23 protein-coding genes are annotated in these 26,164 nt (G+C 58.9%); 7 read left to right on the top strand and 16 right to left on the bottom strand.

Going from position 1 to position 26,164, the window contains the following annotated elements:
- Nucleotides 1-357: 357 nt before the first annotated feature.
- Nucleotides 358-1,731, bottom strand: a complete 1,374-nt coding sequence (locus AC13RC_RS04385) for a PleD family two-component system response regulator (protein WP_488556582.1) — start codon at nt 1,729-1,731, stop codon at nt 358-360.
- 16 nt (nt 1,732-1,747) lie between these two features.
- Complete coding sequence (locus AC13RC_RS04380; protein WP_028754034.1) at nt 1,748-2,119, bottom strand: response regulator; 372 nt, start codon at nt 2,117-2,119, stop codon at nt 1,748-1,750.
- A gap of 131 nt (nt 2,120-2,250) precedes the next feature.
- On the opposite strand from AC13RC_RS04380, the gene AC13RC_RS04375 reads away from it, so the two are divergent.
- Together AC13RC_RS04375 and AC13RC_RS04370 are read left to right on the top strand one after the other, a co-directional pair.
- On the top strand, nt 2,251-2,559 hold the full coding sequence (locus tag AC13RC_RS04375; protein WP_069614952.1) for a DUF3572 domain-containing protein: 309 nt from the start codon (nt 2,251-2,253) through the stop codon (nt 2,557-2,559).
- A gap of 2 nt (nt 2,560-2,561) precedes the next feature.
- Entirely contained in the window at nt 2,562-3,209 is a 648-nt protein-coding gene (locus AC13RC_RS04370) for a hypothetical protein (protein WP_152096424.1), read from the top strand.
- 17 nt (nt 3,210-3,226) lie between these two features.
- Here AC13RC_RS04370 and AC13RC_RS04365 read toward each other — a convergent pair whose 3' ends face one another.
- Entirely contained in the window at nt 3,227-3,805 is a 579-nt protein-coding gene (locus tag AC13RC_RS04365) for a GNAT family N-acetyltransferase (protein WP_488556581.1), read from the bottom strand.
- 83 nt (nt 3,806-3,888) lie between these two features.
- On the opposite strand from AC13RC_RS04365, the gene AC13RC_RS04360 reads away from it, so the two are divergent.
- The 3 genes from AC13RC_RS04360 to AC13RC_RS04350 all read left to right on the top strand — a co-directional run bounded on the left by AC13RC_RS04360 (nt 3,889) and on the right by AC13RC_RS04350 (nt 7,878).
- The gene (locus AC13RC_RS04360) at nt 3,889-5,178 is read left to right on the top strand and encodes a DNA polymerase IV (protein ID WP_488556580.1); all 1,290 of its coding nucleotides are present in this window, start codon (nt 3,889-3,891) and stop codon (nt 5,176-5,178) included.
- A 190-nt stretch (nt 5,179-5,368) separates the two neighbouring features.
- Nucleotides 5,369-6,412, top strand: a complete 1,044-nt coding sequence (locus tag AC13RC_RS04355; protein WP_183811847.1) for a glycoside hydrolase family 25 protein — start codon at nt 5,369-5,371, stop codon at nt 6,410-6,412.
- Nucleotides 6,413-6,606: 194 nt separating this feature from the next.
- Entirely contained in the window at nt 6,607-7,878 is a 1,272-nt protein-coding gene (locus AC13RC_RS04350; protein ID WP_488556579.1) for a L,D-transpeptidase family protein, read from the top strand.
- Between the two features lie 62 nt (nt 7,879-7,940).
- Here AC13RC_RS04350 and dnaE read toward each other — a convergent pair whose 3' ends face one another.
- Nucleotides 7,941-11,435, bottom strand: coding sequence for a DNA polymerase III subunit alpha (dnaE, locus tag AC13RC_RS04345; RefSeq protein WP_488556578.1), 3,495 nt, complete (start codon nt 11,433-11,435; stop codon nt 7,941-7,943).
- A 355-nt stretch (nt 11,436-11,790) separates the two neighbouring features.
- Between dnaE and AC13RC_RS04340 the strand changes: the two genes are divergently transcribed.
- Nucleotides 11,791-12,378, top strand: a complete 588-nt coding sequence (locus tag AC13RC_RS04340; RefSeq protein ID WP_145320380.1) for a hypothetical protein — start codon at nt 11,791-11,793, stop codon at nt 12,376-12,378.
- A 79-nt stretch (nt 12,379-12,457) separates the two neighbouring features.
- Entirely contained in the window at nt 12,458-12,925 is a 468-nt protein-coding gene (locus AC13RC_RS04335) for a DUF5680 domain-containing protein (RefSeq protein WP_095434526.1), read from the top strand.
- A 7-nt stretch (nt 12,926-12,932) separates the two neighbouring features.
- Here the strand turns inward: AC13RC_RS04335 and AC13RC_RS04330 are convergent, their stop codons facing one another.
- The 12 genes from AC13RC_RS04330 to AC13RC_RS04275 form a co-directional block, all read right to left on the bottom strand.
- Nucleotides 12,933-13,616 carry an ABC transporter ATP-binding protein gene (locus AC13RC_RS04330; RefSeq protein ID WP_113328967.1) on the bottom strand — a complete coding sequence of 228 codons (684 nt, stop codon included), beginning with the start codon at nt 13,614-13,616 and terminating at the stop codon, nt 12,933-12,935.
- 14 nt (nt 13,617-13,630) lie between these two features.
- Nucleotides 13,631-14,941 (bottom strand): lipoprotein-releasing ABC transporter permease subunit, encoded by a 1,311-nt coding sequence (locus AC13RC_RS04325; protein ID WP_488556577.1) that lies wholly within the window; start codon nt 14,939-14,941, stop codon nt 13,631-13,633.
- A 26-nt stretch (nt 14,942-14,967) separates the two neighbouring features.
- On the bottom strand, nt 14,968-16,290 hold the full coding sequence (proS, locus tag AC13RC_RS04320) for a proline--tRNA ligase (RefSeq protein WP_113328969.1): 1,323 nt from the start codon (nt 16,288-16,290) through the stop codon (nt 14,968-14,970).
- Nucleotides 16,291-16,912: 622 nt separating this feature from the next.
- Nucleotides 16,913-17,188: a DUF1467 family protein gene (locus tag AC13RC_RS04315; RefSeq protein ID WP_069614963.1), complete on the bottom strand. Its 276-nt coding sequence runs from the start codon at nt 17,186-17,188 to the stop codon at nt 16,913-16,915.
- 149 nt (nt 17,189-17,337) lie between these two features.
- The gene (mce, locus tag AC13RC_RS04310; protein WP_069614964.1) at nt 17,338-17,742 is read right to left on the bottom strand and encodes a methylmalonyl-CoA epimerase; all 405 of its coding nucleotides are present in this window, start codon (nt 17,740-17,742) and stop codon (nt 17,338-17,340) included.
- Between the two features lie 24 nt (nt 17,743-17,766).
- On the bottom strand, nt 17,767-19,440 hold the full coding sequence (locus AC13RC_RS04305) for a ribonuclease J (RefSeq protein WP_488556576.1): 1,674 nt from the start codon (nt 19,438-19,440) through the stop codon (nt 17,767-17,769).
- A 14-nt stretch (nt 19,441-19,454) separates the two neighbouring features.
- Nucleotides 19,455-20,219 carry a biotin--[acetyl-CoA-carboxylase] ligase gene (locus AC13RC_RS04300; protein WP_488556575.1) on the bottom strand — a complete coding sequence of 255 codons (765 nt, stop codon included), beginning with the start codon at nt 20,217-20,219 and terminating at the stop codon, nt 19,455-19,457.
- Nucleotides 20,219-21,661 (bottom strand): NADH-quinone oxidoreductase subunit NuoN, encoded by a 1,443-nt coding sequence (nuoN, locus tag AC13RC_RS04295; RefSeq protein WP_113328973.1) that lies wholly within the window; start codon nt 21,659-21,661, stop codon nt 20,219-20,221. The genes AC13RC_RS04300 and nuoN overlap by 1 nt, the downstream gene beginning before the upstream one ends.
- A gap of 18 nt (nt 21,662-21,679) precedes the next feature.
- Nucleotides 21,680-23,191 carry an NADH-quinone oxidoreductase subunit M gene (locus AC13RC_RS04290; protein WP_488556574.1) on the bottom strand — a complete coding sequence of 504 codons (1,512 nt, stop codon included), beginning with the start codon at nt 23,189-23,191 and terminating at the stop codon, nt 21,680-21,682.
- Nucleotides 23,191-25,185 (bottom strand): NADH-quinone oxidoreductase subunit L, encoded by a 1,995-nt coding sequence (nuoL, locus tag AC13RC_RS04285; protein ID WP_488556573.1) that lies wholly within the window; start codon nt 25,183-25,185, stop codon nt 23,191-23,193. The genes AC13RC_RS04290 and nuoL overlap by 1 nt, the downstream gene beginning before the upstream one ends.
- Before the next feature lie 7 nt (nt 25,186-25,192).
- A complete protein-coding gene (nuoK, locus tag AC13RC_RS04280) occupies nt 25,193-25,501 on the bottom strand; it encodes an NADH-quinone oxidoreductase subunit NuoK (protein ID WP_007689961.1) in 309 nt (102 codons plus the stop codon).
- 31 nt (nt 25,502-25,532) lie between these two features.
- Nucleotides 25,533-26,147, bottom strand: coding sequence for an NADH-quinone oxidoreductase subunit J (locus AC13RC_RS04275; protein WP_069614970.1), 615 nt, complete (start codon nt 26,145-26,147; stop codon nt 25,533-25,535).
- Between the last annotated feature and the right edge of the window lie 17 nt (nt 26,148-26,164).

The following is a 26,164-nucleotide window of genomic DNA, read 5'->3' as shown; positions in this document are numbered from 1 at the left end:
AAACTATCAAGAATAAAGTGATAATGCCTCCCTTGTTAGAAAAGATCGAATACAGATATACAAGAGCATTTGAATATACAAATTACATTCAGTTAATCGGTCAACTTTCAACGGACATCTCATCAACACGCCGCCAGCAAAACAAAACTATATACCGATAAGACAAGAATATTTCGAAAGTACCCGAAAAGCGAAGGTATCTGGCGAATTCAAAAGTATAAGTATGCAGCGTTTCTTTAAAACAAGGCTATGTGACGATGCCCGCAGGATAAAGAACAAAAAATTTTGAACTGTTGTTCAAAACCTGAAAAATACCCTCAATATTCATGGGCGGCCGCATTTCTCCGCCATTCATCCCTAGGCCGCTGAAGCTACAACCCTATTGCGTCCTGCTCTTTTGGCCTCGTAAAGCGCAAGGTCCGCCTGCTTCATCAACTGCTCCGGCGTCTCGATCGTCTCCAAACGGCACGAAATTCCGAAGGATGCGGTGATGTTAAGCGCAACACCGTTTTCGCGTAATTTCACCGGCATATTTTCTACCGCAGCGCGTAGTCGTTCCGCGACCGCGGCGGCCGTATCGGCAGGCGTATCCGGCATAACCACAACGAACTCCTCGCCCCCATAACGGCATGCGAGATCTGCGCCGCGTACCGTGGAACGGATTCTCGCGGCGAATTCCTTGAGAACTTCATCGCCGGCATCGTGGCCATGGGTGTCGTTGACGGTCTTGAAGCGATCGATATCGGTAATCAATATCGAGAGCGGCCGGCCCCGCGCCAGGGAACGGTCGAAAAGCACCTTGAGGTGATTGTCGAGATAGCGCCTGTTATGCAGGCCGGTGAGCGCATCGGTGACGGCAAGCTCGATCGTCTGCTGTACGCTGGCGCGCAGGCGATCATTATAGCGTTTGCGGCGTATCTGCGTGAGGCAGCGCGCGACGAGTTCGTTCGGATCGATCGGCCGGACGATATAGTCGTTGACGCCGAGATCCAGCGCGCGGACAATCATGTCGTCCGCGCCCTGCTCCGTCACCAGCAGCACGGGCAGAAAACGCGTGCGCTCCAGCGAACGAAGCTGCGAGCAGAGCCGCAACGGGTCGTAGTCGTCGAAATTCGAATTGACGATGACCAGTTCAAACGCCCGTTCAGCAGCCTCAAACAGAGCGGCCTGCGGATCGGACATTGCGACGATCTGGGCGATCGGCTTGAGCGTGCGGATGATGCGCTCCTGCGAATTGGCGCGGCCATCGACCAGCAGTACCTGGCCGGCTTCCTCGGTGCGGCCGTCGCCAGCCCGCATCAGATCGTCAATACCGAAATTGCGCGCAGTCTCGTTGCGCATATGCAGCTCGTCGCTCAATGTCTTCAAGCGAAGCAGGCTCTTGACGCGCGAAATGAGCTGCAGGTCGTTGACGGGCTTGGTCAGGAAATCGTCGGCACCGGCCTTCAGGCCGCGCACACGGTCGGCAGGCTGATCGAGCGCCGTGACCATGACGACGGGTATATGGGCGGTGCGGGGATCGGATTTCAGGCGTTCGCACACCTCAAAACCATCCATGCCGGGCATCATGATATCGAGGAGGATGAGATCGACCTGCGTGCCCGCGCAAATGGCGAGCGCCTTCAAGCCGTCTTCGGCTGTCAGCACTTCGAAATATTCGGCGAGCAGCCGCGCTTCCAGAAGCTTCACATTGGCCGGAATATCGTCGACTACCAGGATGCGTGCGGTCATCAGCTCTTCCCCATCATCAGGCGTCGCCCAGATAGGTCTTAATGGTCTCAATGAATTTCGGCACCGAAATCGGCTTCGACACATAGGCCTCGCAACCGCCCTGGCGAATGCGCTCCTCATCGCCCTTCATGGCGAAGGCCGTGACCGCGATCACAGGGATCACGTGAAGATCGTCGTCTTCCTTCAGCCATTTGGTGACCTCCAGACCGGAAACTTCCGGCAGCTGGATATCCATGAGGATCAGATCGGGACGGTGCTTGCGCGCGAGATCGAGCGCTTCCATGCCGTTGCGGGTCTGGATCGTCGTGTAGCCGGACGCTTCGATCAGATCGCGAAAGAGCTTCATATTGAGCTCGTTGTCTTCTACAATCATTACCTGCTTAGGCATGGAAAGCTGTCCCTGCATCCGGTATTGCATCCATTCTCTCGAAATATAGGGTCGCGAGGAACCGATTCCAGAAATACTTGAATCGCAAACTACCGGCATTTGGTTGAAAAATAGGTAACTCACCCGTCAAAATGCAAAGTAACTTCAAGAACCCGAAGAAGAGCGCGGCCGACCCGCAAGAGACTGCCATTGCCGTACTCGGCTGGCTGGCCAATGAACCGGATATGTTCGGCCGCTTCTTGGCGCTGACCGGCATAGAGCCGGCACAGGTGCGCAACGCCATCAACGAGCCGGCCTTTCTTGCCGGTATGCTCGATTTTCTCATGAACCACGAACCGACATTGCTGGCCTTCTGCGAGGCCAGCGGCATTGCGCCGGAGGCCGTCGCCGCTGCATCGGCGCATTTTTCGCCGCCAGGCCTTGCCTCTGGAGAATACTGATCATGGATGCCCCGATCGAATTCGACGTATCGCATATCCGGCTGCAGGAGCGGCCGTTGATCGTTTGCGATGTCGACGACGTCGTCTTGCACTTCTTTGCGCCCTTCCTGACCTTCATCGAGGCAGAAGGCCATGAATTCCTGCCGCGTTCCTTCCGGCTGACGGGCAACATCGTCTCCAAGGCCAACGGCTCTGCGCTGGAAGAAAAGGATGTTCATCGGCTGATCGGGGCCTTCTTCGAGGCACAGGAAAAATGGCAGACACCACTCGATCGCGTGGTCGATACGCTCGGCGAATTCTCGAAAGACGCTGACATCGTTTTCCTCACCGCCATGCCGCCGCAGTTCTGGGAACAGAGGCGGCGACTGCTGGACAGACTCGAGCTTGCCTATCCACTGCTCGCGTCGCTGCAGCCGAAGGGGCCGATCGTGCGCTCGCTGCATCGGCGGCGCGAGATGCCCCTCGCCTTCGTCGATGACATGGCCCACAATCTGCATTCGGTCAGCGAGCATGTTCCGGAGTGCCTCCTCATCAATCTGAAACCGGATTCCATCGTCCACCGCATGGCACCGGCAGCGGCCGCGGGTATTCCAGAAGCCAATGAATGGAGCCAGGCAGCGCCGCTGATCCAGGCCCATATCGCGCGCTGACGCCGCCCAAGCTGCCCTCAGAGCACGAGGCGCATCAGAGGCCTGCCATCCTTGCGCTTTGCAACTTCCAAAAATCCGGCGGCCTCGAAGATGCGCTGCGAACCGACATAGAGACCGACGGATTTCGACTGCTTGGTACGCTCGATCGGACAGCCTTCGAGCAACCGCGCGCCTGACGCACGGGCAAATTTCACGGCCTCCGACAACATGCGGTGGCTGTTTCCCTTGCCGCGATCCTTCGAATTCATGAAGAAGCAGCTCACCGCCCAGACGGAGCTGTCTTCCGCATCGGCGGGATCGAGCGGACGCGACACCGTTTTCGGCGAGTTCCATTGCGGCAGCTCTGCACGCGGGCCGACCTGCACCCAGGCGATGGGTTGTCCATCATTATAGCCTAGAAGGCCGGGCGGCGGCCCAGCCGAGATTCGCTCGCGGATCAACTGCTTCTTTGCTGCTGCATCCATCGTCTTGCGCTGCGATGTCGGGACGCGGAAATAGGTGCACCAACAGCCATAACAGGCGCCGCTTGGTCCAAATAACGTCTCGAAATCGTCCCATCGGTCCGGCGTCAACGGCTGCACGATTAAATTCTGCACTCCCACCTCCCCGGCAGTTTTCCAGCTTGAGACTCGCAAGCTTAGAACATAAAGTGGCGATGTTCAATTTTTGTTCTCGTTCCATGACCCATGCGCCCGACAAGATCTCCGGCTTCTGTCGCGATTGCTTGAGCGAGCAATCGGCCATGCGCACGCGCTGTCGGAGCTGCGGCAGCCCCCGCCTCGTTTACCACCGGGAGCTCTACGCACTGACGCTGGCGCATATCGATTGCGATGCCTTCTATGCCTCCATCGAAAAACGCGACAATCCGGAGCTCGCCGATAAGCCTGTCATCATCGGCGGCGGCAAGCGCGGCGTCGTCTCCACCGCCTGCTATATCGCCCGCATCCATGGGGTGCGCTCCGCCATGCCGATGTTCAAGGCGCTGGAAGCCTGCCCACAGGCTATCGTCATCCGTCCAAACATGGAGAAATACGTCCGCGTCGGCCGCGAGGTTCGAGGCATGATGCAGGACCTGACGCCGCTGGTTCAGCCGCTTTCGATCGACGAAGCGTTTCTTGAACTCGACGGCACGCAGCGGCTCCATCACGATCCGCCGGCTCGCATTCTCGCCAAGTTCGCCAAGCGGGTGGAGCAGGAAATCGGCATCACCATCTCCGTTGGGCTGTCGTACTGCAAGTTCCTCGCCAAGGTGGCCTCCGACCTGCAGAAGCCGCGAGGCTTCTCCGTCATCGGCAAGGAAGAGGCCCTCTCCTTTCTGGAGCCACGGCCAGTCACGACGATATGGGGTGTCGGCAAGGCCTTTGCCGCGACGCTCGCAAGCGATGGCATCCGCACTATCGGCCAATTGCAGGCCATGGAGGAAGGCGATCTCATGCGCCGTTACGGCGTAATTGGGCAGCGGCTTTTCCGCCTCTCGCGCGGGATCGACGACCGGACCGTGCATCCCAACGAAGCGGCGAAAAGCGTGTCTTCCGAAACCACCTTCTTCGAAGATATCGGGCGCCATGAGGATCTCGTGCCGATCCTGCGCGATCTCTCCGAGAAGGTTTCACGGCGTCTGAAACGCAGCGGCATTGCCGGCCAGACCGTCGTGCTGAAGCTCAAAACCTCGGATTTCAAGATCCGCACGCGTAACCGCCGTCTGGAGGACCCGACCCAATTGGCGGACCGGATTTTTCGCACCGGCTTGCGGCTGCTCGAGCCCGAGACGGACGGCACGAAGTTTCGCCTCATCGGCATCGGCGTCACCGATCTTGGCGATGCCGGACGCGCAGATCCACCCGATCTTATCGACGTGCAGGCTGCGCGACGGGCTGCGGCGGAAGCAGCCATGGACAAGCTGCGAGAAAAATTCGGCAATAAGACAGTCGAAACCGGCTACACGTTTGGCGACAAAAACCACAAATAACAATTATTTAGCACAAGTCACCGCATGGTGATTTTTGGCTGTGTCGCAAATAATCGCACCACGCGCGCGATTATTTCGCGTGAGAAAGCTCGGATTCAAACTTTTTTGGTAAATTTCCATTAGGACTTGGATTCTGTGACTTCCGGGCGGCGTGAACTCGTCGCCGAGTGTGTTTTGCGTACGGGTTCCTATGCGTCTATCGGCTGTATCGACCATTTTTCTCGCCTGCCTGACGATTTCAGGCTGCGCCGCCCGAGGTGAGCGCGAAGCCGCGCAAGCCGCCCCGCCTTCGAAAGAAGTGACGAGTTCCATCGCGAAAACCAGCAGGCCGGTGCCATCCGTCGAAATCGGCGAAACCGTTTCGCGCGTCGAGCGGCAGCAGGCGCTTGCGGTTGCGATGCCGACAAATCTTCGGCCTGAAGGGCTTATGCCCTCCGACCAGAGCGGCGACGGTGACGCGCCAGTCCCGCTGCAACGGCCGCTTGCCATGCTCTCGCCATCGAACCCGGTGCCTCGCGCCCTGCGACAGCAGCCGATGCAGATCTACAGCCATCGCTTCCGCGATGCCAAGCCGATCAACTTCGGTACGTCTACCTCGCCCCGGAAGCTCGCCGTCCATGGCGTCGACGTCTCGCGCTGGCAGGGCGAGATCGACTGGGATACGCTGCGCACCCAGGGTGCGAACTTCGTCTACATCAAGGCAACGGACGGCGGCGATCATCTCGATCCCATGTTCAAGAAGAACTGGCGGGCCGCCCAGCAGGCGGGCCTGAAGCACGGCGCCTATCACTTCTTCTATTGGTGCCGGACTGCGGGAGAGCAGGCCGACTGGTTCATCCGCAACGTGCCCAAGGAGGCCGGAGCGCTGCCGCCTGTCATCGACGTCGAATGGAACGGCGAGTCGAGCTGCAAGCGGCGTCCTTCGCGCGAGCAGGTTCTCGCCAAGATGCAGGTCTTCATGGACAAGCTGGAAAAGCATTACGGCCAGCGCCCGATCGTCTACACCGCACCGGATTTCTATCGCGATAATCTGAGCGGCGAGCTGCTCGACTATCCCTTCTGGCTGCGCGCCGTGGCTCAACATCCATCCAAGGTCTATCCGGGCCGTAAATGGCTGTTCTGGCAATATTCCGGCTCCGGCGTATCCCATGGCGTCGAAGGCAGGATCGACCTCAACGCCTTCCACGGCAGCGAGCAGGACTGGCACAACTGGGTGGCCTCCAACGTCCACTGATCGCACATAAGCTCGAGATTTCAATCATCGTCGAAGCAGAGTTTGATCGCTCCGCTTCGGCGATGCCGTATTGGGCTGGCGTTCGGCGAACTCACGTTTTCATGGACGCGGAAAGGCATGAGTTTTCGGCAAGTCTTCCTTAAACTTCGAAGTCTAACCTTGAGTGCAACGAGTATTGCGTTTTGGTTGTGTCTATGAAGCCATTTTTGTTGCTGGGGCTCGCGCTGTTGTCAGCCACCGCCCTTTCTCATCCCGTCTTTGCTGCGCCGGATGCCCGCACCCTGCAGATTGTGGTGTCGAAGGACAGGCAGTCGCTTGCGGTCTATGACGGCGACAAAGTGATCGCGACTTCGAAGGTTTCCACCGGCAAGCGCGGGCACACGACCCCGAGCGGCATCTTCTCCATTCTGGAAAAGAAGGTCTATCACGAGTCCAACCTCTACTCGGCCTCGCCTATGCCCTTCATGCAGAGGCTGACCTGGTCGGGAATTGCGCTGCACGAGTCCAACTCGGTGCCGAATTATCCGGCGTCCCATGGCTGCGTGCGCATGCCGAAGGCCTTTGCCAAGATGCTCTATCAAATGACCGAGCGCGGCGTCCATGTCGTCATCGCAGATCAGCCGCTCGTGCCGCAGCCATTCGAAAACGCGACGCTGTTCCAGCCGCTGCCAGCACCACCGCCGGCGCTGTTTTCCGGCATCGAACTGCGTCCCATGACCGCGAGCTTCCTACCGCAGGCACAACCGTTGCAGGTCGCGACGAATGACGTAACCTCGATCAAGATACCGAAGGCACAGGAGACTCTAGCGCCATCGGCCGATCCAGCGCCGCTCAGCATCCTCATCACCCGGCGCGGGCTGCGCGAAAACGTGCGCGACCTACAGGGCATCCTGAACGGAATGGGCTTTATCACCGGAACACCCGACGGGATGCTCGGGCCGGCGACGGTACAGGCGATCGAAGACTTCAAGAAGGCACATGATATCAAGACGACGGGCGGCCTTGTCAGTCCCGCGCTGATGAAGGCAGTCTATGCCGCCGCCGGCAAGGGCGAACCGCCGAACGGTGCGATCATGGTCCGCCAGAACTTCAAGCCGCTCTTCGAAGGCCCCGCAATTATCGCCGAGCCGCAAGAAGCGCTCGGCGTGCATTTCTTCACCGCCAACGTGATCGACCGGATCAGCGGAAAGGCCGACTGGTTCGGCATGACGCTCGAAGAAGATTTGAGCAAGCAGACGAAGAAGCGCTACGGCATCACCAGCGAGGAGCAATCGCAATCGTTCGACGCCGTCGGACAGGCGCTCAATCGCATCACCATTCCCGACGATATCCGTCACCGCATCGAGGATTTGCTGACAGCCGGATCGTCATTGACGATTTCCGATACCGGTGTCGGACCGGAAACCGGCAACGAGACCGATTTCATCACCATTACCAACAATGGCGCGCTGGGTAAGAAGGGCTAGAGCCTTTTTGTTTTTACGCAATTCCGAACGGAAAACCGCTATCCACTTTTCCTGGAATTGCTTCAGACCAGCTCCACGTCGATCACGCCGGGTGCCGTGCGCAAGGCAGCAGCGATTTCGGGCGTGATGCGATATTTCTCCGGCAGTACCACCTCGACCTCGCGCATTCCTTCCTCCTTGATGACGATGAAGGAAACCAGGCCATCGCCCTTCGCGTTCAGATGCGCGGCAACGGCTTTCAGCGGGCCGGAATTGCGGACATAGACGCGCAGCGCCTTCTGCATCTGCAACGACTTCTCCTCCAGCGACTGCGCCGTCTGCAGGCGCAGGCTGATGCCTTCCGGGCGCTCATCTGCCTGGGCGGTAATGACGAAGGATTTGCCGACTTCGAGTACGTCACGATACTGGTTGAGCGTTTCCGAGAAAAGCACGGCTTCGAACTGGCCCGAGGCATCAGAGAAGACGAAGATGCCCATCTTGTTGCCGGTGCGTGTCTTGCGCTCCTGCTTGGAGATCACCGTGCCGGCGAGACGGCCGTTGCTGGCGCCCTGCTTTACGGCGGCGGAGAACTCGGCGAACGGCTGCACCCGCATCTTGTCGAGCACGCTCTTATAAGTATCGAGCGGATGTGCCGTCAGATAGAAGCCGAGCACCTGGAATTCGCGCAGCAAACGCTCCGAGGCGAGCCATGGCGTATAGGGCGGAAACACAATCTTTTCCGGACCGGAGGCTGCACTTCCGAACATGTCGTGCTGGCCGCTGCGCTTGTTTTCCTGCGCCACCTGGGCATAACCCATGATGCGGTCGAGGCCGGCGATCAGCTGGGCGCGGTCGATTTCGAAGCAATCGAAAGCGCCGGCGCAGATCAGGCTTTCCAGAACGCGGCGGTTGATCTGCTTGGGATCGATGCGCAGGCAGAAATCTTCGATGCCGGCAAAGGGTTTGTCGCCGCGCACCTCGACGATATGGTCGACGGCGGATTCGCCGACACCTTTGATGGCGGCCAGAGCATAATAGATTCGGTTATCACCCGTCTCGAAATGGCGGAACGAGGTCTGCACGGAAGGTGCGATGACCTCGATGCCAAGCCGCTTGGCATCCTGACGGAAGTCGTTGACCTTTTCGGTGTTGGACATATCAAGCGTCATCGACGCTGCCAGGAACTCCACCGGATAGTGCGCCTTCATATAGGCGGTCTGGTAGGAGACGATGGCGTAGGCAGCGGCATGCGACTTGTTGAAGCCGTAATTGGCGAATTTCGCGAGCAGATCGAAGATGACGTCGGCCTGGCCCTTCGAAACGCCGTTCTTGATGGCTCCGTCGACGAAGCGCTCGCGCTGCTGGTCCATCTCCGCCTTGATCTTCTTACCCATGGCGCGGCGCAGAAGATCCGCTTCGCCGAGCGAATAGCCGGAAAGCACCTGGGCGACTTGCATCACCTGTTCCTGGTAGACGATAACGCCCTGGGTTTCCTTAAGAAGATAGTCGATCTTCGGATGGATCGATTCGATCTCTTCCTCGCCATGCTTGCGGGCATTATAGACCGGGATATTCTCCATCGGGCCGGGACGATAGAGCGCTACGAGCGCGATGATATCCTCGATGCAGTCGGGACGCATGCCGATCAGGGCCTTGCGCATGCCCGCACTTTCCACCTGGAACACGCCGACCGTCTCGCCGCGCGAGAGCATCTCATAGCTCGGTTTGTCGTCGAGCGGTATGCTGGCAAGATCGATCGAGATGCCGCGCTTGGCAACGAAATCGACGGCCGTCTTGAGGACAGTCAGCGTCTTCAAGCCGAGGAAGTCGAACTTCACCAGACCGGCCTGCTCCACCCATTTCATATTGAACTGGGTGACCGGCATGTCGGAGCGCGGATCGCGATACATCGGCACGAGCTTCGACAGCGGACGATCGCCGATCACGATACCGGCCGCGTGCGTCGAGGCGTGGCGATAGAGGCCTTCGATCTTCTGGGCGATGTCGAGAAGCCGGGCGACGACCGGCTCCTTGTCCGCCTCCTCCTGCAGACGCGGCTCCTCCTCGATCGCCTTGCTGAGCGGGGTCGGATTGGCGGGATTGTTCGGCACCAGCTTGCAGATCTTGTCGACCTGGCCATAGGGCATTTCGAGCACGCGACCGACGTCGCGCAAGGCTGCGCGCGCCTGCAGCGAACCGAAGGTGATGATCTGCGCCACCTGCTCGCGGCCGTATTTGGCCTGCACGTAACGGATCACCTCTTCGCGCCGGTCCTGGCAGAAGTCGATATCGAAGTCCGGCATGGAGACGCGTTCCGGATTGAGGAAGCGCTCGAACAGCAGCGAGAAGCGCAGCGGATCGACGTCGGTGATGGTCAGAGCGTAGGCGACCAGCGAGCCCGCACCGGAACCGCGGCCCGGGCCGACGGGGATATCGTGGCGCTTGGCCCACTTGATGAAATCCGCAACGATCAGGAAGTAGCCGGGAAACTTCATGCGCTCGATAACGCTGAGTTCGAATTCCAGCCGCTCGCGATAATCCTTTTCCGCATAGCCCGGCGCCATGCCGAGCGAGGCGAGACGCAGGTCGAGACCCTCGATCGCCTGAGCGCGCAGCTCGGCGGCCTCGGCGCGTTCCGCCTCCTCCGCATCGTCCGTGGCGCCGGTGAAGCGCGGCAGGATCGGCTTGCGGGTCTTCAGGATAAAGGAGCAGCGGCGAGCGATCTCGACCGTATTCTCCAGCGCTTCGGGCAGATTGGCGAAGAGTTTCGCCATGTCGGCACGGCTCTTGAGATAATGATCCGGCGTCAGGCGGAACCGCGTATCGTCCGAGACAATGGCATTGTGGGCCACCGCCATCAAAGCGTCATGCGCATCATAATCATCCCGCGTCGGGAAAAATGCTTCGTTGGTGGCAACGAGCGGGATGTCATGCTCATAAGCAAGCTTGATCATCTTCTGCTCGTGACGACGATCATAGGTGCCATGGCGCTGCAATTCGACATAAAGCCTGTCGCCGAACAGCTGCTTCAGCCTCAACAACCGAGAGAGCGCCTGGGCGGCGTGCCCTTCTTTCAACGCCATATCGACGGGACCGGTGAGTGAACCGGTGAGTGCAATCATTCCTTCCGTGCCGATTTCATCCAGCCATGATGCTGCAATGTGAACGGCGCTGTTGCCCTCGCCGCCGAGATAAGCGCGGCTGACGAGATCAACCAGGCGCTCATATCCCCGCTCGGTTGCGGCAAGCAGAACGATGGATGGCAGCTTCGCCAAAGCCTGCTGCGGCCCGCGCTTCTCGCCCTCGCCGCCATCCTCCATATCGATCGACAGCTGACAGCCGATGATCGGCTGCAGCCCCTCATCCATCGCCTTTTGCGAGAATTCCAGGGCAACGAACAGATTGTTGGTATCGGTGATGGCAATAGCCGGCTGACTGTCCCCGGCAGCCTTGGCCAATATCTTCTTGAGCGGCAATGCGCCTTCTAGCAGAGAATAGGCGGAATGAACCCTGAGGTGCACGAATTCCGGCATTTCGCCGACCGGCGCTGCCGCGCCGCTGCCACCTGCATCCGCCATTTCATACCCTTCCGCACACCTGAATGAATCAGCGGCATTTTCGGCATTGCGGACCGTAAAGTCCAGAAGTTGCTCCCATCAAATATGGAAACAGCATGTGCAAATGGGGGACAAAACTTACATCGCCATCATGATGAGGGAAAAGCTGGCAACGAACATGACGATGGAAGTGAATGCTGCAACGTCTCGAATAATGTCGGTCATTTAGGCGCTCCTTACTCGTTATGTTTCTTTTTTGTTCCATTTTTGTTCGAGAGTCAATAGACGCATCAGGAAATTTCATTGGACGGTTTTCTGCCCTCAGATGGACGCCGGCACAACCGAGCGTTATGCAAGGGCAAACAGGGAGATCACGATGAAATCGCTTGCCTGCGCTCTCGCCATTCTTTTGACCGCAACTGCGGCTCAAGCAGAAAATACATCTGCACCCGAGCGCATCGTCGACGCCGCGATCGGCGACTGGAACAAGGACGGGAAACCGGACCTTGCCATTCTGGTAGCTCCCCCGGCGGACAAGCAGGCCGAAACCTCCATCGGCATCTACATCTATCTGCGTGACAACGAGCATTCCCTATTGCAATTGGCAGCAAGCGCTCCTGACAAGATCTGGGGTAGAGCCAGCGGTGTGTACGGCCAGGAACCTTCGATCGCCGCGCTGCCGAACGGTTCGATCGCAATCACCTCGCAGAACGATGCAATCGGCCGCGATCGTTGGCATCAAACGCTAACACTTGCCTATCGCAACAACGGTTTCGTGGTGGCCGGCTACACTTACGATGCCCGCGATACGCTCGAACCGGATAATAGCCAGACCTGCGACTACAATGTATTGACCGGTAAGGTGACGAAAGACAGCAAGACGCTGAAGACCGACGCCAAGACCATCAACATTCAGGATTGGCAGGATGAGATCGGGGAGAAGGCCTGCGGGCTCGGCCATTAACAACGCATGTTCACTTTTTGTTCTTTACACCTCTTCGGATCCATGGCATCTTGGCCGCTCACCAAAATTGGAGAGGGTCATGCCGGATCTTGCCGAGCTGAACGATTTTATTGTCGCCGCCAAAGCCGAGACCTATGTTGGTGACGGCGAGCGGCTGCCGTCCTGCCGAAGCGGCTCGCATGACATCGGTTATGCGAGCGGCCGCTGGCGCTATCTCGACAGCTATTTCGGCGGCACGGATTTCGCGGGACAGGAACTCGTCTGGCACGACGACGAGCCGGTGTGGGCCATGAACTATTTCGGCCATATCGTCGAGCCCGATCTGATCGACGGAACGCGAGCCGGCATGGTTATCAAGGCGGCACTCCTGCGCCTCTATCAGGATGAAAAACGTTTTCTAGGCGGCTTCGAATTCGAACATGTCTATGGCCGCTATATCGACCGCAGCACCGGATCGTGCGACCACTTTATCGGGCACGAAGCCATCATGGTGAAAGAGCGCAAGGCCTATGAGCTGGATTATCGCGGTGGCCTGATCGTCCCGTAACGGCCAATCAGACTTCGACCACCTTGCCTTCACTCAGCGTGACACGGCGATCCATCCGGGCCGCAAGCTCGTGATTGTGGGTGGCGATCAGAGCAGCGAGGCCTGACTGGCGTACCAGAGCCTCAAGTGCATCGAAAACGTAATGCGCCGTTGCCGGGTCGAGGTTGCCGGTGGGCTCATCCGCCAGCAGCACCAGCGGCGCATTGGCGACAGCACGGGCGATCGCGACGCGCTGCTGCTCGCCGCCGGAGAGCTCGGCGGGGCGGTGATCGCCACGATGGCCAATGCGCATGTAATCGAGAAGCTGAGAAGCGCGCTCGCTCGCATCTTTACGCGAAAGCCCGGAAATAAGCTGCGGCATCATGATATTCTCGAGAGCCGAGAACTCAGGCAGCAGGTGATGGAACTGATAGACGAAGCCGATTTCGCTGCGACGCACGGCTGTACGCCTATCGTCGGACAAGCCTTCGCAGGCCTGACCGTTGACGAGCACCTCGCCGCCATCCGGATGCTCAAGCAGCCCGGCCACATGCAGAAGCGTCGATTTACCCGTGCCTGACGGCGCAACAAGCGCGACGATCTCGCCGCTGCGCAAAGTGAAATCGGCGCCTTTCAGGATCGACAGCCGCGTCTCGCCCTGCCCGTAGTGACGCTCCACGCCAGAGAGCTGGAGAACGACGTTGCGTTTCATCAAATGGAATATCCTTATTCGTAGCGCAGCGCTTGCACCGGATCGAGCCGCGATGCGCGCCAAGCCGGAAAGATGGTGGCAAGGAAGGATAGAGTGAGCGCCATCACAATGACAGAGATGGTCTCGCCGAGGTTCATCTCGGCCGGCAATTTGCTGAGGAAATAGACCTCCGGATTGAAGATCACCGTGCCTGAAATCCAGGAGAAGAACTGGCGGATGGATTCGATGTTGAGGCAAACCAGAACACCGAGTATGACGCCGGCGAACGTTCCGACGACGCCGATCGCCGCACCCGTCATGAAGAAGATGCGCATGATCGCGCCCGATGTCGCCCCCATGGTGCGCAGGATGGCGATGTCGCTGCCCTTGTCCTTCACCAGCATGATCAAGCCGGAGATGATATTCAGCGCGGCGACCAGAACGATCAGCGTCAGGATCATGAACATCGTGTTGCGCTCGACCTGCAGGGCCGAGAAGAAGGTAGCGTTGACCTGCCGCCAGTCCGTCAGGAAGATCTGCCGCCCGGCCGCCTCTTCGATTTTCGGCCGCAGCTGATCGACGTCATCGGGATTGGTGATGAAGAGCTCTATCTTCTCGACAATGCCCTCGGCATTGAAGAAGACCTGCGCTTCTTCGAGCGGCATGAAGACGACGGAGGAGTCATACTCCGACATGCCGACCTCGAAGATGCCGGAGATCGTATAGGCTTTGACGCGCGGGTTAACACCAAAAGGTGTCACATCGCCATCCGGTGCCGTAAGGGTGATCTGATCGCCGACCGTCAGGCCCAATTGCCGGACCAATCGGCTGCCGACCAGAACGCCCTGTCCGGAGGCGAAACCAACCATGTCGCCGGACACGATGTGATCGGAGACTGATTTGAGCTTGGTCAGATCTTCCGGGCGGATGCCGCGCACCAGCGCGCCGGTGCCGGAGCCGCCGCGGCCGGAGGCGAGCGTTTCGCCCTCGACGAGCGGCAGGGCCATGGTGACGCCCGGAACGGCAGAAAACTTCTTGGCCAGATCGGCATAGTCATTTAGCGGCGAATCAATCGGCTGAACGACGACATGACCGTTGAAGCCAAGAATCTGTTTGAATAACTCGGCACGGAAACCGTTCATTACGGCCATGACGATGATCAGCGCCGCGACGCCGAGCATGATGCCGACCAGAGAGAAGCCGGCGATGACCGAAATCGAGGCTTCCTTGCGCCGGGAGCGCAGATAGCGCCAAGCCACAAGCCGTTCGAAACCGGAAAACGGGCGAGACGATGGGCCGGCCTTGAACGAATTTTCCTGCTGTTCCACTGCCGCGCTCACCGCCATTCGCCTTTCATCCTTTGTATCGTCAATCAGCCTGCCAGCCGATTGATCGCTGCCTCAACCGTCATCGTTTCGCGAGCGCCGGTCTTGCGGTCCTTCACTTCCACTTCGCCGTTCGCGATCGAACGCGGTCCGACGATGATCTGCACGGGTACGCCGATCAGATCGGCGGTCGCGAACTTCGTTCCGGCGCGATCGTCGCGATCGTCGTACAACACATCCTTGCCGGCCTTCGACAGCGCGGCATAGACAGTTTCGCAAGCTTCGTCGCAGGCCTGGTCGCCAGCCTTCATGTTGATCACTACGACGTCAAAAGGCGCGACCGAAGCCGGCCAGATGATTCCGTTCTCGTCATGCGATGCTTCGATGATGGCGGGAACAAGGCGTGTCGGGCCGATACCGTAAGATCCCATGTGGACAGCATGTTCCTTGCCGTCAGGACCCTGCACCTTCGCGCCCATCGGCTCGGAATATTTCGTGCCGAAATAGAAGATGTGGCCGACCTCGATGCCGCGCGCCGACAGGCGATCGCCTTCGGGAATAGCATTGAAGGCGGCTTCGTCATGCATTTCCGAGGTGGCGGCATAGACCGAAGTCCACTTGTCGAAAATCCCCTTCAGGCCAGCAACATCATCAAAATTGGTGTCTTCGCCGGGAATGTCGAAATTGACGAAATCCTTGTGGCAGAAAACTTCCGACTCGCCGGTGTCGGCGAGAATGATGAATTCGTGGCTGAGATTGCCGCCGATCGGGCCGGTATCTGCCCGCATCGGGATGGCTCTCAGGCCGAGACGATTGAAGGTGCGCAGATAGGCGGCGAACATCTTGTTATAAGAATGCACTGCTCCTTCCTGCGTCAGATCAAAGGAATAGGCATCCTTCATCATGAATTCGCGCGAGCGCATCGTGCCGAAACGCGGACGGATTTCGTCACGGAATTTCAGCTGGATATGATAGAGGTTCAGCGGCAAGTCCTTGTAAGACTTGATGTAGGACCGGAAGATATCGGTGACCATTTCCTCATTGGTCGGGCCATAGAGCATAGGCCGATCCTGCCGGTCCTTGATGCGCAGCATCTCCTTGCCGTAGGCGTCATAACGGCCGCTTTCCTGCCAGAGCTCAGCCGACTGCAGCGTCGGCATCGACAGCTCGATGGCGCCGGAGCGGTTCTGTTCCTCGCGGATGATCTTGTTGACCTTGTCCAGCACGCGTTTGCCCAATGGCAGCCACGAATAGATACCCTGCGACTGCTGCCGGATCATGCCGGTGCGCAGCATGAGCCGATGGGAAACGATTTCAGCCTCCTTGGGGTTTTCCTTCAGGATGGGCATGAAGTAACGAGACAGACGCATGACGCTTGTTCCAGATGGTTTGACGTTCCGCTGGCGGCGGAATCGTTAGCAAATTATGTACTGGAGGCAGTTCATAACTGCTTCGGCGCAGGAAGGAAACCCGCATTCTTCAATAGAAGAATTTGACAAAAGCCTGAGAATACAGGGGATAGAGCCCATTTTCGATGTTTCGAAAAAGCGCACATTTATAAGGATTTACGACGGAAATTCGTCAACAGAAAAATTCTGCGCGGCTGTAGCAAAAAAGCAAAAAAAAGGATGACAAAGCTCAATGTTTGAGCTAATTTTAGCTCACAAAAGAGGCAGGAAGGCTAAATTCTTGCCGTTTCGCGGTCAAGTCTTGGGAGGATCAGATCTTAGGCGCGCTCGTTCGCTGCCCCGGTAACGGATAAGGATCACGCGATACTTTAAAACAAGGCTTTTAGCCTTGTTTTTTTTTGCTTTCTCAGCTCAGCCTCGACGGTCCACGGATTTGCCCGAAACACTCGGCTCGTGCTTCTGCTGAAATAATATACACAGACTGTAAATTCTTTGCTCCACGCTCATGACAAGCGTGTGACGAATTGATGGCGATCGCAAGGCACCCGCACTCCGGGCACCTTTAATCTACAGCTGCCACAGATCACTTGTAGCTTGGAACGATCTGTGGAATGGAATCTATACTCAGCCCAAAATAACGCGAGGCGATATACCACGCGCCATAAATAAGGGCCGATACCAGCGTTGTAGCAAGCACGACCCGCCAAGCACGAAATTTCGTCGGCGCACTTTCGACCGTACCCAGAATGACATGCTCATCCTCGGCCTGAGTACGCAAGCCAAAGGGCAGGACGGCGAAAAGCGTAATCCACCAGATGACGAAATAGACGGCGAAACCGGCGGCAATCTGCTGTGCCATTGTGCTCCCTTCGAGACGAGCCTGCTCGCCTCCTCCTCTTCCAAACTGCTTATAGGGGCAAAGCAGTTGTCTTTCAAAGCGCCGATCAGCGCACTTAAAGCAGATTCAGATTTTACGCCAGTTCCGCCAAAAATCATCCGGCTCTAATGTCACACCTGCTCAAGCTCGATGAGCGTGCCGAAGAAATCCTTCGGATGCAGGAAGAGTACAGGCTTGCCATGCGCACCGATCTTCGGCTCGCCATTACCAAGCACGCGTGCACCGCTGGAAACCAGCTGATCGCGTGCCGCCAGGATATCCGCAACTTCGTAACAGATATGGTGCATGCCGCCATCCGGGTTCTTGGCGAGGAAGGAGGCGATGGGCGAAGCCTCGCCCAGGGGCTCGAGCAGCTCCACCTTGCTGTTCGGCAGCTCGACGAAAACGACGGTTACGCCATGCTCCGGCAAGGATTGTGGCGCGGATACAGTGGCGCCGAGCGTCTCGCGATAGGCTCGGGAAGCCATGGCGATATCGGGAACGGCGATCGCAATGTGATTGATGCGTCCCAACATGACCCTCTCCTCCCCGCTCAGACCTCAGCCGCCAGTGCGCGTGACGAATACGGTCACGACCGGCTTCTTGCCCCAGCCCTGGTTGGCGGCGGCACGCACCGCGCGGCGTACAGCCTCCTGCAGCATGTCCAGATCCTTGCGGCGCGCGCGCGGAATGCTCTCGATGGCACTGACAATGGCGTCGAAGAGCGTATCCTCCATCTCCTCGCCCTCGTCGTCATAGGCCGGCAGGCCGATCGGTACGAGGTCGGGATCACCGACGATGTCATAACGAGCATCGAGCACGACATTGACGGCGACGTGGCCGACATAGGAGAGCTTCTTGCGCTCGCCGATGCCCATCTCGTCAAAATCGCCGATCAGAATACCATCCTTGAAGATGCGCCCATGCGGCGCCTCGCCGATGACCTCGACGGGACCGGGCGCAAGGCGCACGACATCGCCGTTGCGTACCCGCGGCACGGTGGCAATGCCGCTCTGTTCGGCCAGTTCCTTATGGGCGGTTAGATGCGTCGCCTCGCCATGTACGGGGATAACAACCTTCGGGCGCGTCCACTCGTACATCTTCTGCAGTTCGTTGCGCCGGGGATGGCCGGAGACGTGCACGAGCGCTTCGGCATCCGTCACCACATGCACCCCCTGCTCGATCAGGCCGTTCTTGATGTCCTGAATCGCCTTTTCATTGCCCGGAATGGCGCGCGAAGAAAAGACGACGATATCGCCAGCGGCCAGTGCGACATTGCGCATCTCGTCCCGGGAGAGCTTGGCAAGGGCTGCGCGCGGCTCGCCCTGGCTGCCGGTCAGGATGACCACAACCTTGTCGCGCGGGATATAGCCATATTCGTCTTCAGCGATGAAGGGCTTGATACCTTCCATGAGGCCGATATCGCGGGCAACATCGACGACGCGCTTCAGCGAGCTGCCGAGCAGCAGCACTTCGCGGCCGGCGGCTTCGGCCGCCTCGGCAATGGTACGGATGCGGCCGACATTCGAGGAGAAAGTGGTGATCGCTACCCTACCCTCGGCATCCTCGATAATCTTGCGCAGGCTTTCCGAAACGTCCTTTTCCGAAGGCGAAACGCCATCGCGCAAGGCGTTGGTGGAATCGCACATCAATGCCAGCACGCCTTCGTCCCCGAGCTGCCGGAAGCGGGTCTCATCGGTCAGCGGCCCAAGCGAGGGTTCGTGATCGATCTTCCAGTCGCCCGTATGGACGACATTGCCGAGCGGCGTGCGGATCATCAGCGACATCGGCTCGGGGATCGAGTGATTGACGGCCACGCCCTCGATCTCGAAAGGGCCGACATGGATGCGATCACCAGCCTTGAAAAGCGTCACCGGGATTTCGCCCATCGACTTCTCGTAATCGCGCTTTGCTTCAAGAAGGCCAGCGGTGAAGGCAGAGGCATAGATCGGAACATTCAGGCCCGGCCAAAGATCGTTCACTGCGCCATAGTGATCCTCATGGGCATGGGTGATGATGATACCCTTGAGGTTCTTGCGCTCCTTGGCGAGGAAACGGATATCCGGCAAGACGAGATCGACGCCAGGCAGATCCGGCCCCGGGAAGGTGACGCCGCAATCGACCATGATCCATTGGCGCTGTTCCGCCGGGCCGTAGCCGTAGAGCGCGAGATTCATGCCGATTTCGCCGACGCCGCCGAGAGGCAGAAACACCAGTTCGTCTTGCTTCGCCATGTGATCCCCAACCATTATCTAAAGAAAACGTCGCCCGCCGCGATCGGCATGATCCTGCCGTCCTCGGTTTCGAGCATCAACAAGCCATTATCATCGATTCCCGAGAAATGGCCCGAAATCGAGCGATCCGGCAAATTTACGGTGATCTTTTCCCCGATGCCGCATGCAAATTCGCGCCAGCGCGCGGTGATCTCGCGAACACCCTTGCCGCGGTTCCAGACACCGAGCGCCTCGGCCATATCGGCGTAAAGATGGGCAAACAGCTCGTCCGGCGACACCATCGAGCCCTGCTGCCTGAGGCAGGTGACTGGATACATCGGATTGTCAGGCATGACGGCAATGTTGATGCCGATGCCGATGACCAGCGCATAACGCCCATCCGGCAAAGCCTCGCCTTCGATCAAAACACCGCAGGTCTTCTTGCGGCCGATCAGGATATCGTTCGGCCATTTGATCTCTGCAGGTTCTGCTGCCAGCGGGAGCACGCCGCGCACCGCCTGATGCACCGCGACCGCGACCGCGAGCGGCAGCGAGCCGAGGCGGTCCATCGGAGCGGGATCGATCAAAAGGAGAGATGCATAGAGATTGCCGGCTTCCGAAACCCAAGGGCGACCGCGGCGGCCGCGTCCACCCGTCTGACGCTCGGCGGTCACCCAAAGGTTCCCGGGATCGCCGGCACGTGCACGCTCGAGGCACACGCTATTCGTAGAGGACGTCTCTTGAAGGGCATCGTGCCGGAAGTCGGCGAGCGACTTCCGGCTGTTCATGTCAGACGCCATCAAAACAGTGTCGCAGCAGCGAGATCGGCCGCTCCGCCGATTGCACCGCCGAAGAAGACATAGGTGATGACGAACAGGCCGGAGAGACCGAAGACGAGGCGCAGCGAACCGGCCGTGCGCGTGAATTCGTCCTTGGCTTCATCGAACCACATTACCTTGATGACGCGCAGATAGTAGTAAGCGCCGACGACCGAGGCCAGAACGCCGATGATGGCGAGCGCATAGAGATGCGCCTGGATGGCGGCGACGAAGACGAAATACTTTCCGAAAAAGCCTGCGAGCGGCGGAATACCAGCCAGCGAGAACATCAGCGCCGTCAGAACGACCGCCATGAACGGATTCGTCGTGGAGAGGCCGGCGAGATCGTCGATGCTTTCGACCTGACGGCCATCCTTGCGACGCATCGCCATGATGATGGCGAAGGAGCCGAGCGTCATGACCATATAGATGACCATATAGAGCATGACGCCGGATACGCCGGTCTTGGTGCCGGCGGCGAGGCCGACGAGTGCATAGCCCATGTGACCGATCGACGAATAGGCCATCAGTCGCTTGAAATTGCGCTGACCGATCGCAGCGAAGGAGCCGAGCAGCATCGAGGCGATCGAGATGAACACGATAATCTGCTGCCAGTCGGCGAGCACCGGATGGAAGGCGGTGACGACGATGCGGGTCAGGATCGCCATGGCGGCAACCTTCGGGGCAGCCGCAAAGAAAGCGGTAACCGGCGTCGGCGCACCTTCATAAACGTCCGGCGTCCACATGTGGAACGGCACGGCGGAGATCTTGAAGGCGAGGCCCGCAAGCACGAAGACCAGACCGAAGACGAGGCCCAGCGAACGGGTCTCGGCGCTGAGTGCTGTCGCGATCGCATCGAAGGTCGTATGGCCGGTGAAGCCGTAAACCAGCGACATGCCATAGAGCAGCATACCGGAGGATAGCGCACCGAGCACGAAGTATTTCAGGCCGGCTTCGGTCGACTTGATGCTGTCGCGGTTGATAGCGGCCACGACGTAAAGGGCCAGCGACTGCAGTTCCAGCGACAGGTAGAGCGAGATCAGATCGTGTGCGGAGATCATCAGCAGAATGCCGAGGGTCGCGAGCACGAGCAGGACCGGGAACTCGAAGCGATCGAGCTGCTGCTCGCGCGCCTGGCCCATGCTGAGGAACATGGCGACGATCGAGCCGACCAGCGCGACGATCTTCATGAAGCGGGAGAAGCCATCGGCGAGATAGGCACCGCCATAGGCAAGCCCCTCACCCGGCACGAAGATGATCCAGAGACCTGCCACCGCGAGGACCGCGATGGCAAGACCGGTGACCGTGGGGCCAGACCGCTCGCCCGAGAAGACGCCAATCATGAGCAACGCAAGTGCACCGACCGCGAGGATGAGCTCCGGAATGGAAAGATGCAGGCTTGCAAGAATTGTGTCAGCAGTCATGTCGAATAGGTCCCGTCATCAATTCATCGACAGCGCAACATTCTGCGCAGCGTGCAGGGCAGCGGTATAATTGTTCACCAGCAGATCCACCGATGCCGCCGTGGCATCGAAGATCGGAGCCGGATAGACGCCAAAGAGGATCGTCAAAGCGATCAGCGGATAGAGGATCAGCTGTTCACGCGGCGACAGATCCAGCAGCTTTTTCAGGTTTTCCTTCTCTAGCGCGCCGAATATGACGCGGCGGTATAGCCAGAGCGCGTAAGCCGCCGACAGGATCACACCGGTCGCGGCAAAGAGCGCAACCCACGTATTGGCGCGGAAGACGCCGATCAGGGTCAGGAATTCGCCGATGAAGCCGGAGGTGCCGGGCAGACCGACATTGGCCATGGTGAAGACCATCATGGCGACGGCATATTTCGGCATGTTGTTGACCAAGCCGCCGTAAGCCGCGATCTCGCGGGTGTGGGTGCGGTCATAGATCACGCCGACGCAGAGGAAGAGCGCCCCCGAGACGATGCCGTGCGACAGCATCTGGAAGATCGCACCCTGGACGCCCTGCTGGTTGGCCGCGAAGATACCCATCGTCACGTAGCCCATGTGGGCGACCGACGAATAGGCGATCAGTTTCTTGATGTCGTCCTGCATCATCGCCACGAGCGAGGTGTAGATGATGGCGATGACCGAGAGTGCGAAGACGAGCGGAGCGAAATATTCCGAGGCGTTCGGGAACATGCCGAGCGAGAAGCGGATGAGGCCGTAGCCGCCGAGCTTCAGGAGAACGCCTGCCAGGATGACCGAGCCTGCCGTCGGCGCCTGAACGTGTGCATCCGGAAGCCAGGTGTGAACCGGCCACATCGGCATCTTCACGGCGAAGGAGGCGAAGAAGGCGAGCCATAGCCAGGTCTGCAGCTGCGGCGGGAACTTGTAAGCGAGCAGCGTCGGGATGTCGGTCGTACCAGCCTGCCAGTACATTGCCATGATGGCGAGCAGCATCAGCACGGAGCCGAGCAGTGTGTAGAGGAAGAACTTGTAGCTGGCGTAGACGCGATCCTTGCCGCCCCAGACGCCGATGATCAGGAACATCGGGATGAGGCCGGCTTCGAAGAAGACGTAGAACAGCACGATGTCAAGCGACATGAACACGCCGATCATCATCGTCTCGAGGACGAGGAAGGCGATCATGTAGTCCTTGAGGCGCTTTTCGACCGAGAGCCAGCTCGCCAGCACGCAGAAGGGCATCAGGAAGGTCGACAGGATGACGAACAGCATGGAAATGCCGTCAACGCCCATGTGATAGCTGATGCCACTCGTCAGCCATTCATGCTTTTCGACGAGCTGGAAGCCAGGATTGGCGTTGTCGAACCAAATCCAGACGAAGAGCGACACGATGAAAGTGACGATAGTCGTCGCCAGCGAAATGTTCAGGACATTCCGGCGGCCGTTGGCGCCGTTCTCCTGCGTGAACAGCAGAAGGAGAACACCGACCAGCGGCAGGAAGGTGACCGTTGAAAGAATGGGCCAATCGGTCATCAGAGGGAACTCCCGAGCATCATCCAGGTAACGAGGGCTGCGATACCGAGGAGCATCGCGAAGGCATAGTGATAAAGGTAGCCGGTCTGCAAGCGCACGACGCGGTTGGTGACATCGACGACGCGGGCGGCGATGCCGTTCGGGCCGATGGTGTCGATGACCCCGATGTCGCCCTTCTTCCAGAGGAAGCGGCCAAGCGCCTTGGCGGAGCGGACGAAGAGGAAGTCATAGAGTTCGTCGAAGTACCACTTGTTCAGCAGGAACTGGTAGAGCACCTGCTGCTTTTCGGCGAGGCGACGCGGTGTTTCCGGCGACTTGATATAGAAGTACCAGGCGGTGACGAGACCGAGGAGCATGGCGATGAAGGGGCTGAGTTCAACCCAGACCGGCGCATGTTCCATTTCCTCGAGGATCTTGTTGTCCGGGAGCGTGAACAGCGCATGCTTCCAGAATTCCTCGTAGGCGTGGCCGACGAAATCGGCGTTGAAATACATGCCCGCAGCAACGGCGCCGATCGCCAGCAGGTAAAGCGGGATCAGCATGACATTCGGCGATTCATGCACGTGGTGCATGACCTCGTGCGAAGCGCGCGGCTTGCCGAAGAAGGTCATAAAGATCAGGCGCCAGGAATAGAAGCTGGTAAACATCGCGGCGATGACCAGCAGCGTGAAGGCGAAGCCGGCGGCTGCGTTGTGCGAGGCGAAGGCCGCCAGGATGATCGCATCCTTCGACAGGAAGCCGGCAAAGCCGATATGGGTCAGCGGAATGCCGACGCCGGTGATCGCCAGCGTGCCGATGATCATCATCCAGAAGGTCTTCTGGATATGCGGGCGCAGGCCACCCATATGGCGCATGTCCTGCTCGCCGTCGACGGCGTGGATGACCGAGCCGGCGCAGAGGAAGAGCAGAGCCTTGAAGAAGGCGTGCGTAAAGAGATGGAAGATGGCTGCGCCGTAAGCGCCGACGCCGAGGGCGACGAACATGTAGCCGAGCTGCGAACAGGTTGAGTACGCGATGACGCGCTTGATGTCGTTCTGCACGAGGCCGACGGTCGCGGCGAAGAAGGCCGTGATCGCGCCGATGATGGTGACGAAGGTCAGCGCATCCGGCGACAGTTCGAAGATCGGCGACATGCGGGCGACGAGGAAGACGCCTGCGGTGACCATGGTTGCAGCATGGATGAGCGCCGAAACCGGCGTCGGGCCTTCCATGGCGTCCGGCAGCCAGGTGTGCAGCAGGAACTGCGCCGATTTACCCATCGCGCCCATGAAGAGCAGCAGGCAGACGGCCGTCAGCGCGTGGCCGCGATCGAGATGCATACCGAGGAAATTGAGCACGATATCGGTCGGCTGGCCGCCCTGCCCGGAAGCGAAGCTCTGGGCATTGCCGAAGATCACATCGAAATTGATCGAGCCGAAGAGGACGAAGACGCCTGCGATGCCGAGAACGAAGCCGAAGTCGCCAACGCGGTTGACGATGAAGGCCTTCATCGCAGCGGCCGAAGCGGACGGCTTCTTGAACCAGAATCCGATCAGCAGATAGGAGGCGAGACCGACGCCTTCCCAGCCGAAGAACATCTGGGCGAGGTTGTCGGATGTCACCAGCATCAGCATGGCGAAGGTGAAGAGCGAGAGGTAGGCGAAGAAGCGCGGACGATGCGGATCGTGATGCATATATCCGATCGAATAGACGTGAACCAGGGTCGAAACCGAGTTCACGACGATCAGCATCACCGAGGTCAATGTGTCGACGCGCAGCGCCCAGGAAACGTCGATGCCGCCGGACTGGATCCAGCGCAGGACTTCAACCTTGATCGGGCCATCCGTATGGCCGAGCGCCACCGTGAAGAAGACGATCCATGAAAGGACGGCCGCGATGATCATCAGCCCGGTGGTAACATATTCCGAAGCCTTGGCGCCGATCGCGCGGCCGAAAAGGCCGGCGATAACAGCGCCAATCAGGGGAAGATAGACGATAGCCTTATATAAGAACATAGCTTTATCAGCCCTTCATCACGTTGACGTCTTCGACCGCGATCGAGCCGCGGTTACGGTAGAAGACGACGAGAATTGCAAGACCGATTGCAGCTTCAGCCGCAGCGACGGTCAAAATGAATAGAGCGAAAACCTGGCCGACGATGTCGTTGAGGAACGACGAGAAGGCGACCATGTTGATGTTGACGGCGAGCAATATGAGTTCGACCGACATCAGGATGATGATGACATTCTTGCGGTTCAGAAAGATACCGAAGACGCCGAGCACGAAGAGGATGGCGCTGACCGTGAGGTAATGGGAAAGTCCGATGACCATGTTCTTGTTCCTTTGATCCTCGTGCCTCGCCTCAGACGCCCTGCCCCGGCTTGACCTTGACCACCTCGACGGCGGTCGCGGGCGTGCGGGCGACCTGTTGGGAAATGTTCTGGCGCTTGATGTGCGTGCGATGCTTCAGCGTCAGCACGATTGCGCCGATCATCGCGACCAGCAGAACGAGGCCAGCGATCTCGAAGAAATAAACGTAATTGGTATAGAGCACGTCGCCGAGGGCGGCGGTGTTCGTCCGCTGCGTCAGAGCCGGGATCGGCATGGCGACGGTCTTGGCAACGGTCGGCGAGATGACGCTGCCGCCGATGACGACGATCAGTTCGGCCGCCAGGATAACGCCGATCAGCGCGCCGATCGGTGCGTATTCCAGAATGCCGGCCCTGAGCTCGGAGAAGTCGATATCGAGCATCATGACGACGAAGAGGAAGAGAACCGCCACGGCGCCGACATAAACGACCAGCAGGATCATCGCCAGGAACTCAGCCCCCATCAAGAGGAAGAGGCCGGCCGCGTTGAAGAAAACCAGGATGAGGAACAGGACCGAATGGACCGGATTCCGCGCCGAGATGACCATGAACGCCGACGCCACAGCGACAAAGGCGAAGATATAGAAAAAAAGAGCCTGCAGACCCATGTTGGTGCCTTTTTCGT

The sequence above is a fragment of the Martinezella sp. CNPSo 3890 genome, assembly GCF_057784455.1.
The sequence above is the reverse complement of the archived record's forward strand: the minus strand, read 5'-3'. Positions and strand labels throughout refer to the sequence as shown.

Excerpts from the sequence above, each read along its gene's own strand:
- AC13RC_RS04360 (WP_488556580.1), top strand. The coding sequence starts at position 3,889 with ATGACCCATGCGCCCGACAAGATCTCCGGCTTCTGTCGCGATTGCTTG.
- proS (WP_113328969.1), bottom strand. The coding sequence starts at position 16,290 with ATGCGTCTGTCTCGTTACTTCATGCCCATCCTGAAGGAAAACCCCAAG.
- nuoK (WP_007689961.1), bottom strand. The coding sequence starts at position 25,501 with ATGGTCATCGGACTTTCCCATTACCTCACGGTCAGCGCCATCCTCTTC.
- AC13RC_RS04330 (WP_113328967.1), bottom strand. The coding sequence starts at position 13,616 with ATGAAACGCAACGTCGTTCTCCAGCTCTCTGGCGTGGAGCGTCACTAC.
- AC13RC_RS04325 (WP_488556577.1), bottom strand. The coding sequence starts at position 14,941 with ATGGCGGTGAGCGCGGCAGTGGAACAGCAGGAAAATTCGTTCAAGGCC.
- AC13RC_RS04385 (WP_488556582.1), bottom strand. The coding sequence starts at position 1,731 with ATGACCGCACGCATCCTGGTAGTCGACGATATTCCGGCCAATGTGAAG.
- AC13RC_RS04370 (WP_152096424.1), top strand. The coding sequence starts at position 2,562 with ATGGATGCCCCGATCGAATTCGACGTATCGCATATCCGGCTGCAGGAG.
- AC13RC_RS04290 (WP_488556574.1), bottom strand. The coding sequence starts at position 23,191 with ATGACCGATTGGCCCATTCTTTCAACGGTCACCTTCCTGCCGCTGGTC.
- AC13RC_RS04335 (WP_095434526.1), top strand. The coding sequence starts at position 12,458 with ATGCCGGATCTTGCCGAGCTGAACGATTTTATTGTCGCCGCCAAAGCC.
- mce (WP_069614964.1), bottom strand. The coding sequence starts at position 17,742 with ATGTTGGGACGCATCAATCACATTGCGATCGCCGTTCCCGATATCGCC.
- AC13RC_RS04275 (WP_069614970.1), bottom strand. The coding sequence starts at position 26,147 with ATGGGTCTGCAGGCTCTTTTTTTCTATATCTTCGCCTTTGTCGCTGTG.
- nuoN (WP_113328973.1), bottom strand. The coding sequence starts at position 21,661 with ATGACTGCTGACACAATTCTTGCAAGCCTGCATCTTTCCATTCCGGAG.
- AC13RC_RS04315 (WP_069614963.1), bottom strand. The coding sequence starts at position 17,188 with ATGGCACAGCAGATTGCCGCCGGTTTCGCCGTCTATTTCGTCATCTGG.
- AC13RC_RS04305 (WP_488556576.1), bottom strand. The coding sequence starts at position 19,440 with ATGGCGAAGCAAGACGAACTGGTGTTTCTGCCTCTCGGCGGCGTCGGC.
- dnaE (WP_488556578.1), bottom strand. The coding sequence starts at position 11,435 with ATGGCGGATGCAGGTGGCAGCGGCGCGGCAGCGCCGGTCGGCGAAATG.
- AC13RC_RS04380 (WP_028754034.1), bottom strand. The coding sequence starts at position 2,119 with ATGCCTAAGCAGGTAATGATTGTAGAAGACAACGAGCTCAATATGAAG.
- nuoL (WP_488556573.1), bottom strand. The coding sequence starts at position 25,185 with ATGTTCTTATATAAGGCTATCGTCTATCTTCCCCTGATTGGCGCTGTT.
- AC13RC_RS04355 (WP_183811847.1), top strand. The coding sequence starts at position 5,369 with ATGCGTCTATCGGCTGTATCGACCATTTTTCTCGCCTGCCTGACGATT.
- AC13RC_RS04340 (WP_145320380.1), top strand. The coding sequence starts at position 11,791 with ATGAAATCGCTTGCCTGCGCTCTCGCCATTCTTTTGACCGCAACTGCG.
- AC13RC_RS04300 (WP_488556575.1), bottom strand. The coding sequence starts at position 20,219 with ATGGCGTCTGACATGAACAGCCGGAAGTCGCTCGCCGACTTCCGGCAC.
- AC13RC_RS04375 (WP_069614952.1), top strand. The coding sequence starts at position 2,251 with ATGCAAAGTAACTTCAAGAACCCGAAGAAGAGCGCGGCCGACCCGCAA.
- AC13RC_RS04350 (WP_488556579.1), top strand. The coding sequence starts at position 6,607 with ATGAAGCCATTTTTGTTGCTGGGGCTCGCGCTGTTGTCAGCCACCGCC.